The organism is Pseudomonas sp. PB120, assembly GCF_009761815.1.
In the GTDB taxonomy this organism is placed as follows: Bacteria; Pseudomonadota; Gammaproteobacteria; order Pseudomonadales; family Pseudomonadaceae; genus Aquipseudomonas.
In genome coordinates, this window is the sequence record NZ_RWIN01000018.1 from 1 (window position 1) to 13,519 (window position 13,519).

The 13,519-nt window shown below is 59.8% G+C and carries 14 protein-coding genes and 1 pseudogene; 9 read left to right on the forward strand and 6 right to left on the reverse strand.

Features of this window, described 5'->3' with window-relative positions:
- The 3 genes and pseudogenes from EJA72_RS29015 to EJA72_RS02610 all read left to right on the forward strand — a co-directional run.
- Positions 1–249, forward strand: a pseudogene (locus EJA72_RS29015) (hypothetical protein); the annotation flags it as partial.
- A 230-nt stretch (positions 250–479) separates the two neighbouring features.
- Positions 480–1,367 (forward strand): threonine/homoserine exporter RhtA, encoded by an 888-nt coding sequence (gene rhtA, locus EJA72_RS02605; protein ID WP_157710012.1) that lies wholly within the window; start codon positions 480–482, stop codon positions 1,365–1,367.
- Between the two features lie 167 nt (positions 1,368–1,534).
- On the forward strand, positions 1,535–1,816 hold the full coding sequence (locus EJA72_RS02610; RefSeq protein ID WP_157709983.1) for a hypothetical protein: 282 nt from the start codon (positions 1,535–1,537) through the stop codon (positions 1,814–1,816).
- A 9-nt stretch (positions 1,817–1,825) separates the two neighbouring features.
- On the opposite strand, the gene EJA72_RS02615 is transcribed toward EJA72_RS02610, so the two are convergent.
- Positions 1,826–2,386 (reverse strand): TetR/AcrR family transcriptional regulator, encoded by a 561-nt coding sequence (locus EJA72_RS02615; RefSeq protein ID WP_157709984.1) that lies wholly within the window; start codon positions 2,384–2,386, stop codon positions 1,826–1,828.
- A gap of 92 nt (positions 2,387–2,478) precedes the next feature.
- Between EJA72_RS02615 and EJA72_RS02620 the strand changes: the two genes are divergently transcribed.
- Positions 2,479–3,207, forward strand: a complete 729-nt coding sequence (locus EJA72_RS02620) for an SDR family oxidoreductase (RefSeq protein WP_157709985.1) — start codon at positions 2,479–2,481, stop codon at positions 3,205–3,207.
- A 35-nt stretch (positions 3,208–3,242) separates the two neighbouring features.
- Positions 3,243–3,833 (forward strand): 2-hydroxychromene-2-carboxylate isomerase, encoded by a 591-nt coding sequence (locus EJA72_RS02625; protein ID WP_157709986.1) that lies wholly within the window; start codon positions 3,243–3,245, stop codon positions 3,831–3,833.
- Here EJA72_RS02625 and EJA72_RS02630 read toward each other — a convergent pair.
- Positions 3,830–4,825, reverse strand: a complete 996-nt coding sequence (locus tag EJA72_RS02630; protein WP_157709987.1) for a zinc-dependent alcohol dehydrogenase family protein — start codon at positions 4,823–4,825, stop codon at positions 3,830–3,832. The two genes, EJA72_RS02625 and EJA72_RS02630, sit on opposite strands and share 4 nt — an antisense overlap.
- Before the next feature lie 115 nt (positions 4,826–4,940).
- Here EJA72_RS02630 and EJA72_RS02635 point away from each other — a divergent pair, with 115 nt between their 5' ends.
- Positions 4,941–5,849, forward strand: coding sequence for a LysR family transcriptional regulator (locus tag EJA72_RS02635; RefSeq protein ID WP_157709988.1), 909 nt, complete (start codon positions 4,941–4,943; stop codon positions 5,847–5,849).
- Here the strand turns inward: EJA72_RS02635 and EJA72_RS02640 are convergent.
- The 4 genes from EJA72_RS02640 to EJA72_RS02655 all read right to left on the reverse strand — a co-directional run bounded on the left by EJA72_RS02640 (position 5,842) and on the right by EJA72_RS02655 (position 10,003).
- On the reverse strand, positions 5,842–7,650 hold the full coding sequence (locus EJA72_RS02640; protein WP_157709989.1) for an aminopeptidase P family protein: 1,809 nt from the start codon (positions 7,648–7,650) through the stop codon (positions 5,842–5,844). The genes EJA72_RS02635 and EJA72_RS02640 overlap by 8 nt on opposite strands.
- Positions 7,651–7,715: 65 nt before the next feature.
- The gene (locus tag EJA72_RS02645) at positions 7,716–8,873 is read right to left on the reverse strand and encodes a cysteine desulfurase family protein (protein WP_157709990.1); all 1,158 of its coding nucleotides are present in this window, start codon (positions 8,871–8,873) and stop codon (positions 7,716–7,718) included.
- A 149-nt stretch (positions 8,874–9,022) separates the two neighbouring features.
- Positions 9,023–9,637 (reverse strand): LysE family translocator, encoded by a 615-nt coding sequence (locus tag EJA72_RS02650; protein ID WP_157709991.1) that lies wholly within the window; start codon positions 9,635–9,637, stop codon positions 9,023–9,025.
- Positions 9,638–9,733: 96 nt separating this feature from the next.
- Entirely contained in the window at positions 9,734–10,003 is a 270-nt protein-coding gene (locus tag EJA72_RS02655; protein WP_157709992.1) for a hypothetical protein, read from the reverse strand.
- A gap of 398 nt (positions 10,004–10,401) precedes the next feature.
- Here EJA72_RS02655 and msuE point away from each other — a divergent pair, with 398 nt between their 5' ends.
- The 3 genes from msuE to EJA72_RS02670 all read left to right on the forward strand — a co-directional run bounded on the left by msuE (position 10,402) and on the right by EJA72_RS02670 (position 13,515).
- A complete protein-coding gene (gene msuE / locus EJA72_RS02660; RefSeq protein ID WP_157709993.1) occupies positions 10,402–10,965 on the forward strand; it encodes an FMN reductase in 564 nt (187 codons plus the stop codon).
- Between the two features lie 10 nt (positions 10,966–10,975).
- Positions 10,976–12,121 carry an FMNH2-dependent alkanesulfonate monooxygenase gene (gene ssuD, locus EJA72_RS02665; RefSeq protein WP_157709994.1) on the forward strand — a complete coding sequence of 382 codons (1,146 nt, stop codon included), beginning with the start codon at positions 10,976–10,978 and terminating at the stop codon, positions 12,119–12,121.
- A 191-nt stretch (positions 12,122–12,312) separates the two neighbouring features.
- Positions 12,313–13,515, forward strand: coding sequence for an acyl-CoA dehydrogenase family protein (locus EJA72_RS02670; protein ID WP_157709995.1), 1,203 nt, complete (start codon positions 12,313–12,315; stop codon positions 13,513–13,515).
- Positions 13,516–13,519 lie beyond the last annotated feature (4 nt).

Consider the following 13,519-nt stretch of genomic DNA (forward strand, 5'->3'; position numbering starts at 1 on the left):
CACCCACACGAATTGCTTGATTCAGTTGTTAAAGAGCGGTTGGTTAAGATCTTTCGTCTCAACCGAGGCGCGCATTCTACAGCAGCCTCTGTTGCTGTCAAGCGGTTATTTTCCGAAGTTTTCAAAGCTTCCTTTGCAACTTCAACCACTTGCGCCTTCGATCTCTCGTCAGCGGGAGGCGAATACTACAGCGTTACACGCTGCTGTCAACACCTCTTTTTCAACTCCCTTTCGGCTTCGATGACCTGAAGCAACTCACTGTCGAAAACTGCGTAACTCGTTGTTTACCAAGGAGTTTTCCGTTTCGACTGCGCCGGAAGTGGGGCGAATTATAGACATCTGGAATCTGCCGTCAAGCACTGATTTAGATTTTCTATCGAGACAGCAAAAACGCTGCTTATATATAGACGCGGGAGCCATGAATGCGCAGTATATTGCTCAACACACCCCGCAACACTCTGCACGGACGATGCCACGCAATGAATGACCAGCCTCGCAGCCTATCCTCGACCCTGTTTTCGGTGGGCCTGCTATTAATAGCCATGGCGTCGATCCAGTCCGGCGCCTCCCTGGCCAAAAGCATGTTCCCTATTATTGGCGCACAAGGAACGACAACTCTGCGCCTGGTTTTTGCCAGCGTGATCATGATGCTGATACTGCGCCCCTGGCGCGCGAAGCTCACGGCCAAGTCCCTGCGCACCGTCATCGTCTACGGCATGGCGCTGGGCGGCATGAACTTCCTCTTCTATATGTCTTTGCGCACAGTCCCGCTCGGCATCGCCGTCGCGTTGGAATTCACCGGCCCACTGGCTGTCGCAATCTACGCATCACGCCGCGCGATTGATTTTTTGTGGATCGCGCTGGCCGCAGCAGGCCTGCTGCTGTTAATTCCGATTGGCGCAACGGCATCGGGGATAGACCTGACAGGTGCCGCTTATGCATTGGGTGCCGGCGCCTGCTGGGCCCTATACATTCTGTTCGGGCAAAAGGCGGGCGCCGACAACGGTGTGCAGACAGCCGCACTGGGGGTGATCATCGCAGCGCTGTTCGTAGCCCCCATTGGCATTGTCCATGCTGGTGCTGCTTTATTGTCCCTATCGTTGCTCCCGGTGGCCCTGGGTGTCGCCCTGCTCTCCACCGCCGTGCCCTATACGCTGGAAATGATCGCCCTGACCAGAATGCCAGCCCGCACGTTCGGCACCCTGATGAGTATTGAACCCGCGATCGGCGCGCTGTCCGGGCTGATTTTTCTTCAAGAATACCTCTCGTTTTCTCAGTGGATGGCTATCGCGTGCATCATTCTCGCCTCCGTTGGCGCGACCATGACCATGGGGAGCTCCGCCAAGCCTGCAATCGCGGCGGATTGAGACGGGATTTGACTCGGGTCTGGTATTTAACGCTCAATTAGGCCATGTTTAGCCCGCAACCCAGCGCCATGCATGGAATTTTCAGGACAGGGATATCCGAATGCTTCGAGCAAGTGCGAAAGCAGCCTGACCCGGGCGCAAGATCCGGGGACGCTATAAGGACAGTAATGAAACGAATTTTGATACTGATCGCCGTACTTGCAGTTGCAGGCTGCGCGGCGACATCAGAGACGCACACGAAGCGCGGCAAGAAAGGGCTTCATATCAACTGTTCCGGACTTTCTTCATCCTGGGACAAGTGTTACACCAGCGCGGCCAACTCCTGTGCGCCCAAGGGCTACAAGGTTATCGCCAAGTCGGGCGACGCCGTGGAAGAACCCGGTGATTATCCATTCGGGCTCAACCCTGCCGGCTATACCAGCCGCAGCATGATCGTCATCTGCAAATAGGCTGCCTGCTCAGGTTCGTGGACCTGCGATCTGGCGGCCAATCTCATCGTAACTGGACTCCAGCACCTTGCGCTGGATGTCTGGAGTGGCCAGCATTCTCGCCACGACCAACGCACCGATGCATTGCGACAGAATGGCCCATGCCAGGCTGTCACTCTCCAGCACCCGCGCCCAACTCTCCTGAAGCCGGCAGATCCAGGTCTCCGCTTGCTGGCGAATCATTATGTCGGCGCGAGCAATTTCGGCGCCCAATGCCGGTAAGGCGCAACCGGATTCCGGATGCTCGACATGAGCCATGGTCAGGTAGTGCTTGAGGCAACGTTCGAGTTTGCTGCGATCCTGATCTGCCCCCAACCGCGCCAGGCTCTGGCCCAGTTCACGCTCGACAATAGTCGCGAACAATTCGTCCTTCGATGAAAAATGGCTGTAGAAAGCCCCGCCACTCAGGCCTATCGCCTTCATCAGCCCGTCGACCCCTACTGTTGAAAATCCGGACTTCTTGGCCGACACCGCACTGCTTTCCAGCAACTTCTCTTTGGTTTCCAGCTTGTGACTGGCCGAGTATCGCATTGCCTTTCCCTCAGAATTGTTCGCCTTGACGGTTACCAAATCGTAGCATAACGTTCGTTCAGTTAACGATCGTTTAGCAAAGGGATCTAACCATGAATAACAAGAAAGTCGTACTGGTTGTCGGCGCGGGCGATGCCACAGGTGGTGCCATTGCCAAACGTTTTGCTCAGGAAGGATTTGTCGCGTGTGTCACGCGCCGCAGCGCGGACAAACTTCAGCCACTGGTGGATGCCATCAAGGCGGATGGCGGTGAAGCCCATGGCTTTGCCTGCGATGCACGCAAGGAAGAAGACGTGATCGCGCTGGTCGAGCAGATTGAAAGCGAGATCGGCCCCATCGAAGCGTTCGTCTTCAATATCGGCGCCAATGTCCCGTGCAGCATTCTCGAAGAAACCGCCCGCAAGTATTTCAAAATCTGGGAAATGGCCTGTTTTTCAGGTTTTCTCAATGCCCGTGAAGTGGCCAAGCGCATGGCCAAGCGTCAACGCGGCACCATCCTGTTCACCGGCGCCACGGCCGGCATGCGTGGTGCGGCAGGGTTTGCCGCATTCGCGGGTGCCAAGCACGGGATTCGTGCGTTAGCCCAAAGCATGGCCCGGGAACTGGGTCCAATGAATATCCACGTCGCCCACGTCGTCGTCGACGGAGCGATCGATACCGATTTTATTCGCAACAGTTTCCCCGAGAAGTACGCGACCAAGGATCAGGACGGCATTCTCAACCCCGAGCACATCGCCGAGAATTACTGGTACCTGCACAGCCAGCCCCGCGACGCCTGGACCTTCGAGCTGGACCTGCGCCCCTGGAGCGAACGCTGGTAAGCCCTACCCCACAACAATAAAAGAGCACATAGACCATGAGCAAAACCGTGGAGTTTTACTTCGACCTGGGCAGCCCGGCCACCTACCTGGCTTACACCCAATTGCCAAAGATCTGCGAACAGGCCGACGCCCAGCTGATCTACATCCCGATATTGCTGGGCGGGGTCTTCAAAGCCACCGGGAACGCGTCCCCGGCAACCGTCCCGGCCAAGGGTCTTTATATGTTTCAGGACCTCGACCGCTACGCCAAACGCTATGGCGTGCCGCTCAAGTTCAATCCGCACTTTCCGATCAACACCCTGATGCTGATGCGCGCCGTGACCGGCATTCAACTGCGTCATCCGCAACGCTTCCAGGCGTTTATCGATTGCCTGTTTCACGCTATTTGGGTTGAAGGTCGCAGTCTTGATGATCCGGCGACCGTCGCTGCCGTGCTGGCCCAGCACGGCTTCGATCCCAACGAGGTGCTCGCCCTGACGGCTGATGAGGAAGTCAAAGCCGTCCTCAAGGACAACACCGAGAAAGCAGTGAAACGAGGCGTGTTCGGTGCACCGAGCATGTTTGTCGATGATCAGCTGTACTTCGGCCAGGATCGACTGGACTTCGTTAGGGAGGCCCTGCGTTAAATCTCGACGACCATCCGCCCTTGCGCAGCTCCGGACTCGAGCAGCTCAAGGGCGGCCTCGGCGGTGTGCAGCGTGAACTGCCGAGGGTCGAGCAAAGGTTTCAGCTTGCCCGCCTCAATCAACTGCCCCGCTTTGCGAAGAATCTGTCCGTGATGGTCGCCGCCCTTGCCCGTCAACAACGGCAGCAAGGTAAACACACCGGAATAGCTTGCCCCGCGAAACGAAAGCGGCGCCAGGCTGTGCTGTCCCCAACCGAGGCAGCTCACCACATGACCGTGATAAACCCGTGCAGCCTTGAACGACGCATCCAGCGTTGCACCGCCTACCGTGTCATACACGATATCGAAGCCCTCCCCGCCGGTGTGCTCGGCCACATAGTCCTCAACCAACGCATTACGGTCGATAAAGGTCGCCCCAAACCCTTCAATGAGTGCTTGATGACGAGCCGAACCGATAGCAAACACTTCTGCCCCCAACGCACGGGCCAGTTGCACCGCGACATGCCCGACTCCACCCGCGCCCCCATGAATCAACACTTTCTGCCCCGCCCGCACCCGAGCCCGGTCCACCAAGCCTTCCCACGCCGTAATCAACACCAACGGTAACCCGGCCGCTTCACGCAGGCTCAAATTGCGCGGCTTGGGTGCCAACAACCGCGCATCGACCACCGCGTACTCGGCCAGCGAACCCTGGGCACCGCCGATTCCGGTAGCCATGGCGTAGACCTCATCGCCCGGCACCCATCCGCTGACACCCTCCCCTAACGCGTCAACAACGCCCGCCAGATCAATACCCAATACCGCCGGCAACGGCTGTTTTGCATGAGCGGCCTGGCCGGCCCGGATCTTTCCATCCAGAGGATTGAGCCCGCTGGCTTTGATCCGGACCAACACCTGCCCCGCCGCTGGCTCGGGCCGCTGCATTGAGGTCAAGCGTAACGGGCCATTGGCCGAGTCAACAATCAGCGCGCGCATTTCAAGTGAGTCAGTCATTTCGCAAATTCCCGTCAGAGGTGTCTGTGGGATTAATCTTGCGCCCCGTCACTCATGCCGATAAGACACCATATCGCTATAGTAAGCATGCCCATTTGGCATCAATGAGACTCCCATGGACAAACTCAATGCAATGGCGGTCTTCGTCCGCGTGGTCGAGCGTGGAAGTTTTTCGGCAGTCGCCCGCGAGTTGCAGACCAGCCAGCCGACCATCAGCAAAGTCTTAAGGGCACTGGAAACGGAACTGGGCGGGAAATTGATCGCTCGCAGTACCCGGCAGCTTTCCCTGACCGACGAAGGCCAGCGGTACTACAGCGAGTGTCGACAAATCCTCGCGGCCGTGGACGCCGCCGAGCACAGCTTCCAATCAGGCCGAGAAACCGTTGCGGGCAACCTGAGAATAGGCTCATCAGTGAGCTTTGGGCGTTTGCAAATTGCGACCCGCCTCCCCGGCTTTCTCAACACCTACCCACAGGTGCAGATCGATCTGCAACTGAGTGATCAAAACCAGGACCTGGTCGGTGAAGGGCTGGACGTCACGTTCAGGATCGGCGAGTTGAATGACAGTGGCCTGATTGCACGGCGCATCGGCGAGACTCACCGAATAACCGTCGCAGCCCCGAGTTATCTCGAACAACACGGCCAGCCGTACTCGCCGGCAGAACTCAGCGGGCACAACTGCCTGCAATTCAACCTGCTGAACAGTCAAAACCTATGGGCATACGAGAAAGACGGTCAACGTCATGAAGTGCGGATCAAGGGCAATGCGCAGAGCAACAACTCCGAGGCGATCCGCGAGATGGTGCTGGGGGGATTGGGGATTTCGCTGTCGCCGGTGTGGCTGTTCAGCGAGGATGTGAGGGTTGGCCGAGTGATCCCGATCTTGCAGGATTACACTGCGCAGTCGCTGCCGATTCATGCGGTGTCCCCGGCCAATCGTCGCCAATCCGCCAGGGTCAAAGCCTTTGTCGACTACATGAGTCAGGCGCTGGAAACAGCGCCTGAACTCAAGCCGATCAGATAGCCGCGGTACGGGTGTTCAGCCACTCAAGGGCGGCACCGTCAAGCAGCGGGCTCAAGCGCTCGCGCACTTCGGCGTGGTAGGCGTTGAACCACTGCTTCTCTTCCAGCGTCAGCAGCGACGGCTCCAGGCAACGGGTGTCGATCGGGCACAGGGTCAAGGTTTCGAACTTCAGGAATTCACCGAATTCACTGCTGCCGGCCTCGCGGTTCAACACCAGGTTTTCGATCCGCACACCCCAGCGGCCCGGACGGTAAGTGCCCGGCTCGATGGAGGTGATCATGCCCGGTTGCATCGCAGTTTGCGGTGCTGTAGCGGCCTGATAGGCGATAACCTGCGGACCTTCGTGCACATTCAGGAAGTAACCCACGCCGTGGCCGGTGCCGTGGCCGTAGTCGACGCTTTCAGCCCAGATCGGTGCCCGAGCGATTGAATCCAGCAACGGCGACAGAATGCCCCGAGGAAATTGCGCACGGGACAAGGCGATCACGCCTTTGAGCACTCGGGTGCAATCGCGTTTCTGTTCATCCGTCGGCGTGCCGACCGGCACCATCCGGGTGATGTCAGTCGTGCCGCCCAGGTACTGGCCGCCGGAGTCGATCAGCAACAGGCCGTCGCCTTCGATCACCGCGTGCGCTTCTTCGGTGGCGTGGTAATGCGGCATCGCGCCATTGGCGTTGAACGCGGCAATGGTGTTGAAACTCAGCGACACATAACCTGGGCGCCGGGTCCGCGCTGCCGTCAGGTGTTCGTCGATGGTCAGTTCGGTAATGCGCTCGCTGCCCAGCGCGGTATCCAGCCAGGTGAAGAACTCGCACAGCGCCGCACCGTCTTGCTCCATGGCCTGACGAATGTGCTCGGCATCGGCCAGGCTCTTCTGCGATTTGGCCAGGGTGGTCGGGTTCAGGCCTTCGACCAGTTTGACGCCGCTGTCCAGGTTATCCAGCAAACCGGCGGTGACCCGTGCCGGGTCGACTTGCAAGCTCGCCCCGCTCGGCACTTCGCGCAACGCGGCAGCCACTTCGCTGTAATCGCGAAGGGTCACACCGTCTTGTTCGAGGACCGCACGCAGGTTGGCGTCGACCTTGCTCAGCGCCACGAACAGCGTTGCCTGTTGCTGGCTGATCAAGGCAAAGGATACAAAAACCGGGTTGAACGACACGTCGCCGCCGCGCAGGTTGAACAACCAGGCGATGTCGTCCAGCGTCGCGATAAAGTGCCAGTCGGCACCCCGCGCCTGCAGCGACTCACGCAGCTTGGCGAGTTTCTCGCCCCGGCTGACCGTGGCCTGAGGCGGCAAGTGCTGATAGATCGGCTCGTTCGGCAACGTCGGGCGGTCGCTCCACACGTCGTTCAACAAGTCGATGTCGGTACGCAGGCGAGCGCCGCGTTCTTCGAGTTTGCCGCCCAATGTACGCGCGGAGGCCACCGCCATCACAGCACCGTCCACCGCGACGACACCACCTTCAGGGGTTTGCTCGGCCAGCCAGTCCAGCGGGCCGGGTTGGCCCGGTTGCAGTTTGACCAGCTCGATGCCGCTGCCGTTGAGTTCCTTGGTGGCCTGCTCCCAGTAACGACTGTCAGCCCAGACGCCGGCGAAATCCGGCGTGACGATCAAGGTGCCGACCGAGCCATGGAAGCCCGACAGCCATTGCCGACCTTGCCAGTAGCCCGGCAGGTATTCAGAGAGGTGCGGGTCGGCCGACGGCACCAGCAAGGCGTAAATGCCCTCCCGGCTCATCAGCTCGCGGGTTTGCGCCAGGCGCTGGGGCACCGATCCATTGATCGAAGGCTGCGTATTCATTGTGTCTCCTGCTAACCACTTCATCATTATTGTTGAGTGCCGATGCGGGCCGGCACTTTAAGGCGCTACTGCCAGAATGCCGGAGCACTGGCGCAGGCCGCTTTGATCAGTTGTGCCGCCTGGTCGATATCCTGCTCGGTGGTGAAACGCCCGAGGCTCAAGCGAATGGTGCGACCCGCCGCGCGGGCGTCATGCCCCAATGCCAGCAGGACATGGGACGGCGCGTTGCTGGCGGAGTTACACGCCGACGTCGCGGAAAACGCAATCGAGGTGCTCAACGCCGCGGAATTGAACTCACCGTCGTTGAAGGTCAGGCTCAAGGTGTGAGGAATGCGCTGGGTCGGGCTGCCATTAAGTTGAACGCCGGGAATGCTCAGCAGCTGCTCAAGCAAGCGCTCGCGCAAACGCACGATCGTGGCTTTCTCTTCATCGAATGCGGCGGCCGCCAACGCGAAGGCGATGCCCATGGCGGCAATCTGATGGGTCGCCAAGGTGCCGGAACGCAGTCCACCTTCGTGGCCACCGCCGTGAATCTGCGCCTGCAATCGCTGCCGGGCACGAGGGCCGACATACAACGCGCCGATGCCTTTGGGGCCATAAATCTTGTGCGCCGAAAACGACATCAGGTCCACCGGCCACTGGGCCAGGTCGATCACCACTTTCCCCGCGCCCTGGGCCGCGTCGACGTGGAACAACGCATCGCGATCACGCACCACCTGGCCGATGGCCGGGATGTCGTTGACGGTGCCCAGTTCATTGTTGACCAGCATCAATGAGACCAGGAAGGTGTCCTCGCGCATCGCCTCACTGACGGCTTGAGGGGTTATCAACCCCTCGGCGTCAGGCACCAGATAGGTCACGGCAACCCCGGCGTCCTGCAACTGCTTTGCGGTATCGAGAATGGCCTTGTGTTCGATCTGGCTGGTGATGATGTGCCCACCGGCCACGCCGCGGGCCTGGGCGACGCCCTTCAGGGCGAGGTTGTTCGATTCCGTGGCACCGGACGTCCAGACAATTTGCTCGGCCTGGGCGCCGACCAGTTCGGCCACCTGGCGCCGCGCTTGCTCGACCGTTTGTCGGGCCTGCTGGCCAAACGCGTGGGAGCTGGACGCGGGATTGCCGAAGTTGCCGGCAAAACCCAGGCACTCGACCATGACATGGATGACCCGCTCATCAACCGGTGTGGTGGCGGCGTAGTCGAAATACAGCGGACGTTCATTCATAAAAAAGGCTCGCAGAGCTTGTTCCGGGATCAGGCGCCCAGCAATACCTGATCGGATGCGTTAAAGAAGTACGACTTCATTTAAAAGTGCGTAGGAACGCTCCTGAAGTCGAGCTTAACAGGCATCGGGCAACCGGTTGAAGCAATGCGTCAGCTAAAGCTTTCGATCAATAACGGATACAGCGAAGCGACCAGCAGAAACGCCATGCCCCAGTTGAACAGGCGCAGCCAGCGGCGATCTTTCAACACATTGCGCAACAACGTGCCGCAACCCGCCCAGACGCTGACACTCGGCAAGTTGATCAGGGCGAAGACGGCAGCGATCACGATCACGTTGGTGAAGTAGCCCTGCATCGGGGTGTAGGTGCTGATGGCGCCGATGGCCATGATCCAGGCTTTGGGATTGACCCACTGAAACGCAGCGGCGCCGAGGTAACTGATGGGTTTGCCCGCACCGTTTTCGCTTTCGGACACCGGCCCTGAATGAGCAATTTTCCACGCCAGGTACAGCAAATAGGCCGCCCCGACGTAACGCAGCACGGTGTAAAGCACCGGGTAGGTTTTAAACACTGCGCCCAGACCGAAACCCACTGCCACGACCAGCACAAAGAACCCGCAAGTAATGCCGAGCATGTGGGGGATGGTGCGGTTAAAGCCGAAGTTCACGCCCGATGCCAGCAACATGGTGTTGTTGGGGCCCGGCGTGATCGAGGTGACGAGGGCGAACAGGGCAAAGCCCAGCAGCAGATCGAATGAGAGGGTCATGAGCGGCAGTCCATCAAGGTCAGTCAGGTACTGACCCTATCGCACGCCTTGAGGGAAACCCACGGACAGTTGGGTAAAACTTCGAGCAGTACAGTCTCAGCTTGGGCGGCCGTGGAGCTTCACTGTGCGCTCGGCGTTCATCTCACCGTGCTTGTCAAAACTGAACGATTTTTGCGGCTGGCCGAGCAATTCGGCTTTTTTCGCGTGGTATTCGTCGAAGGACAAACCGCGACGATTCAAATCCTCCAGCGCCAGTTCCCGGGTTTCTTCAGCGGTGTAAGGCCGCAATTCCGGGGAAACATGGCTCGCACATCCGGCGAGAACGGAGACTGCGAGCATCATCAAGGTGGCGATTAGAGGTTTCATGTCGGGCGTCCTGGCATCTGGGTTCGGGGCAATGAACACAGGCTACGCCGGGCCCTGGATCAGCAGAAATCAACGCTCTCGATAGTGGCTATCGACTTTTTCTACCCCCCTGAAGCCGCAGATCATATATCTCTAAACGATCTATAAATATTAATTAACAATCTTTTGAGGAATAACAAACAGCCGTTATAACAGGCCCATCGCTGAACGCACTGTTGCTGAGGCAACTGTTTGCCACGCAACAGTCAATCAACAAACACTCCTGCAAATCGAACAGCGCTCGTTGACCGATAAGCTGAAAGCCACGGATTACGGGGCTCCGAAGGATTGGTACAGCTCTTGCTCAACCCAGTGACTACTCACTGCTCCCTGAGCAACTGTTTAAAAAGGAACTGATCATGTCGCGTCCGTTGAAAGTCGTCGCCCTCTCCGGCGGCACCTGGCGCCCGTCTCGCACCTTGGTGCTGACTCAGGCGCTGTTGGCCCAACTGGCCGAGCAATTGCCCATCGAGAGCAAGCTGATTGAACTGGGTGACATCGCCCGGCCCTTGGGCTCGGCGCTGTCCCGGCAGGAAGTGAGCGCCGAGATCGAAGCCGAACTGCAGGCCATCGAAAACGCCGACCTGCTGATCGTTGCCGCGCCGGTGTATCGCGGTTCCTACCCTGGCCTGCTCAAGCATTTGTTCGACCTGATCGACCTGAACGCGCTGATCGACACCCCGGTGTTGCTGGCCGCCACGGGTGGCAGCGAGCGGCATGCGCTGGTCCTCGATCATCAGTTGCGTCCGCTGTTCAGTTTCTTCCAGGCCCTGACGCTGCCCATCGGTGTCTACGCCACCGAAGCCGACTTCTCCAATTACCAAATAACCAGTGAGCCCTTGAAGGCCCGCATTCGTCTTGCTGCAGAACGCGCCGCGCCGCTGTTCGGCGTGCGTTCCCACACTCTGCTGAAAATCGCTTAAGGATTTCTTCATGGATGTTTTCTGGTTCCTGCCGACTCACGGCGACGGCCATTTCCTCGGCACCACCCAGGGCGCACGCCCGGTGACGCTCAACTACCTGAAACAAGTCGCCCAGGCCGCCGACAGCCTCGGCTACCACGGCGTGCTAATTCCCACCGGACGTTCCTGCGAGGATTCGTGGGTGATCGCCTCGGCGCTGGTGCCATTGACTGAACGCCTGCGTTATCTGGTGGCGATCCGGCCGGGGATCATCTCGCCCACGGTGTCGGCGCGCATGGCCGCGACGCTGGATCGTTTGTCCAATGGCCGCCTGCTGATCAACGTGGTGACCGGCGGCGACCCGGATGAAAACCGTGGCGACGGCATTTTCCTCGATCACAGCGAACGCTACGAAGTGACCGACGAGTTCCTGCAGATCTGGCGCCGGGTGCTGCAAGGCGAATCGGTGGATTTCGAAGGCAAACACCTGCAGGTGCAAAACGCCAAGGCGTTGTATCCGCCGGTGCAGAAACCCTATCCGCCGTTGTACTTCGGCGGCTCTTCTGAAGCAGCCCATGAACTGGCTGCCGAGCAGGTCGATGTGTACCTGACCTGGGGCGAGCCACCGGCCGCCGTCGCGGAAAAACTCGCGGACGTTCGTGAGCGGGCCGCGCGCAACGGGCGCACGGTGAAGTTCGGAATTCGCTTGCACGTGATCGTGCGCGAGACCGCCGAAGAGGCCTGGAAAGCCGCCGACAAACTGATCGAGCACATCAGCGACGAGACCATTGCTGCCGCGCAAAAATCGTTCTCGCGCTTCGACTCTGAAGGTCAGCGCCGCATGGCCGCGTTACACGACGGTCGCCGGGACAATCTGGAAATCGCCCCCAACCTGTGGGCCGGTGTCGGCTTGGTGCGTGGCGGTGCGGGCACGGCGCTGGTCGGCGATCCGCAGCAGGTAGCGGCGCGGATCAAGGAATACGCGGACCTGGGAATCGAGAGCTTCATTTTCTCCGGTTATCCACACCTTGAAGAGGCGTATCGCTTTGCCGAGCTGGTATTCCCGTTGCTGCCCGAGCCGTATGCCAGCCTGGCCGGGCGCGGCGTTACCAACCTCACCGGGCCGTTCGGCGAGATGATCGCCAATGACGTGCTGCCCGCCAAAGCCACTGCCTGAAACGAATCTCATATGGCCTGCGAATAATGTGGCGAGGGAGCTTGCTCCCGCTGGACTGCGCAGCCGTCCCAAAACAGGCGACATGGTTTCTCTGAAGGACCGCGTCAGCTTGGTTACGACTGCTGCGCAGCCGAGCGGGAGCAAGCTCCCTCGCCACAAAAGCTGCTCCCAAGAGACCTGCGTCGATTTTCATGAGGACCCCCCGCGTGACTGCCAAACCGCGAAGCGCCCTGTTATCACCCCTGCACACCGCTCGCCAGTTGGCGGCCGAGTTTGCCTTGACGGCCGTCGAGCGCGACGAGCGCGGCGGTACGCCCAAAGCCGAACGTGACGCCCTGCGCCACAGTGGTCTGCTCGCGCTGAGTATTCCCACCCAGTACGGCGGCCTCGGGGCCAGCTGGAGTGAAACCCTGACCGTGGTGCGCGAGTTCGCCAAGGTCGACAGTTCGATTGCCCATGTCTTCGGTTTTCATCACCTGATGCTCGCCACCGTGCGCCTGTTCGCTAGGCCCGAGCAGTGGCAGCCGTGGTACGAACAGACCGCGCGCAAGAACTGGTTCTGGGGCAATGCCCTCAACCCGCTGGACACCCGCACCGTGGTAAAAAAACTCGGTGGCTGGCGTGAGTTTTCCGGCAAGAAAAGCTTCTGCTCCGGTGCCAGCGATTCAGAAATGCTGATCGCCTCGGCGGTCGACGAAAGCGCCGGCGGCAAGTTGCTGATCGCCGCGATTCCCAGCGGCCGCAGCGGCATCACCTTGCACAATGACTGGAACAACATCGGCCAGCGCCAGACCGACAGCGGCAGCGCCACCTTCGAACGGGTGCGGGTCGAAGAGTCGGAACTGCTGCTCGATCCCGGTCCGCTGAGCACGCCATTCGCCTGCCTGCGGCCATTGATCGCGCAGCTGACATTCACGCATATGTTCCTCGGGATTGCCGAAGGCGCCTTCGAGGAAGCGCGGCAATACACGCTGACCGAGACCCGTTCTTGGCACAAATCCATCACCCAGGATGTGCGCCAGGACCCTTATGTGCTCGCCCATTACGGCGAGTTCTGGGTCGCGCTCGAGGGCGTGCGATTGCTGGTCGAACGTGCCGCCGAATTACTCGACAAGGCCTGGGCCAAAGGCCCGAACCTGAGCGCCGAAGAGCGCGGACACCTGGCCACCGCCATCGCCACGGCGAAGGTCGCGGCAACACGTAACGGGCTGGAACTGTGTAGCCGCCTGTTTGAAGTGACCGGCGCTCGCTCCACTCACGCCTCACTGCGGCTGGACCGCCACTGGCGCAACTTGCGCACGCAATCCCTGCACGACCCGGTGGATTACAAACTCCATGAACTGGGCGACTGGGCGCTGAACCAGTCCCTGCCGATCCCGACTTTCTATTCATAGCCTT

What these genes read in the sequence shown, in the direction of transcription:
- EJA72_RS02645 (WP_157709990.1), bottom strand. Translation starts at nt 8,873, where the DNA reads ATGAATGAACGTCCGCTGTATTTCGACTACGCCGCCACCACACCGGTT.
- ssuD (WP_157709994.1), top strand. Translation starts at nt 10,976, where the DNA reads ATGGATGTTTTCTGGTTCCTGCCGACTCACGGCGACGGCCATTTCCTC.
- EJA72_RS02625 (WP_157709986.1), top strand. Translation starts at nt 3,243, where the DNA reads ATGAGCAAAACCGTGGAGTTTTACTTCGACCTGGGCAGCCCGGCCACC.
- EJA72_RS02635 (WP_157709988.1), top strand. Translation starts at nt 4,941, where the DNA reads ATGGACAAACTCAATGCAATGGCGGTCTTCGTCCGCGTGGTCGAGCGT.
- EJA72_RS02650 (WP_157709991.1), bottom strand. Translation starts at nt 9,637, where the DNA reads ATGACCCTCTCATTCGATCTGCTGCTGGGCTTTGCCCTGTTCGCCCTC.
- EJA72_RS02640 (WP_157709989.1), bottom strand. Translation starts at nt 7,650, where the DNA reads ATGAATACGCAGCCTTCGATCAATGGATCGGTGCCCCAGCGCCTGGCG.
- rhtA (WP_157710012.1), top strand. Translation starts at nt 480, where the DNA reads ATGAATGACCAGCCTCGCAGCCTATCCTCGACCCTGTTTTCGGTGGGC.
- EJA72_RS02610 (WP_157709983.1), top strand. Translation starts at nt 1,535, where the DNA reads ATGAAACGAATTTTGATACTGATCGCCGTACTTGCAGTTGCAGGCTGC.
- EJA72_RS02655 (WP_157709992.1), bottom strand. Translation starts at nt 10,003, where the DNA reads ATGAAACCTCTAATCGCCACCTTGATGATGCTCGCAGTCTCCGTTCTC.
- msuE (WP_157709993.1), top strand. Translation starts at nt 10,402, where the DNA reads ATGTCGCGTCCGTTGAAAGTCGTCGCCCTCTCCGGCGGCACCTGGCGC.
- EJA72_RS02630 (WP_157709987.1), bottom strand. Translation starts at nt 4,825, where the DNA reads ATGACTGACTCACTTGAAATGCGCGCGCTGATTGTTGACTCGGCCAAT.
- EJA72_RS02670 (WP_157709995.1), top strand. Translation starts at nt 12,313, where the DNA reads ATGAGGACCCCCCGCGTGACTGCCAAACCGCGAAGCGCCCTGTTATCA.
- EJA72_RS02615 (WP_157709984.1), bottom strand. Translation starts at nt 2,386, where the DNA reads ATGCGATACTCGGCCAGTCACAAGCTGGAAACCAAAGAGAAGTTGCTG.
- EJA72_RS02620 (WP_157709985.1), top strand. Translation starts at nt 2,479, where the DNA reads ATGAATAACAAGAAAGTCGTACTGGTTGTCGGCGCGGGCGATGCCACA.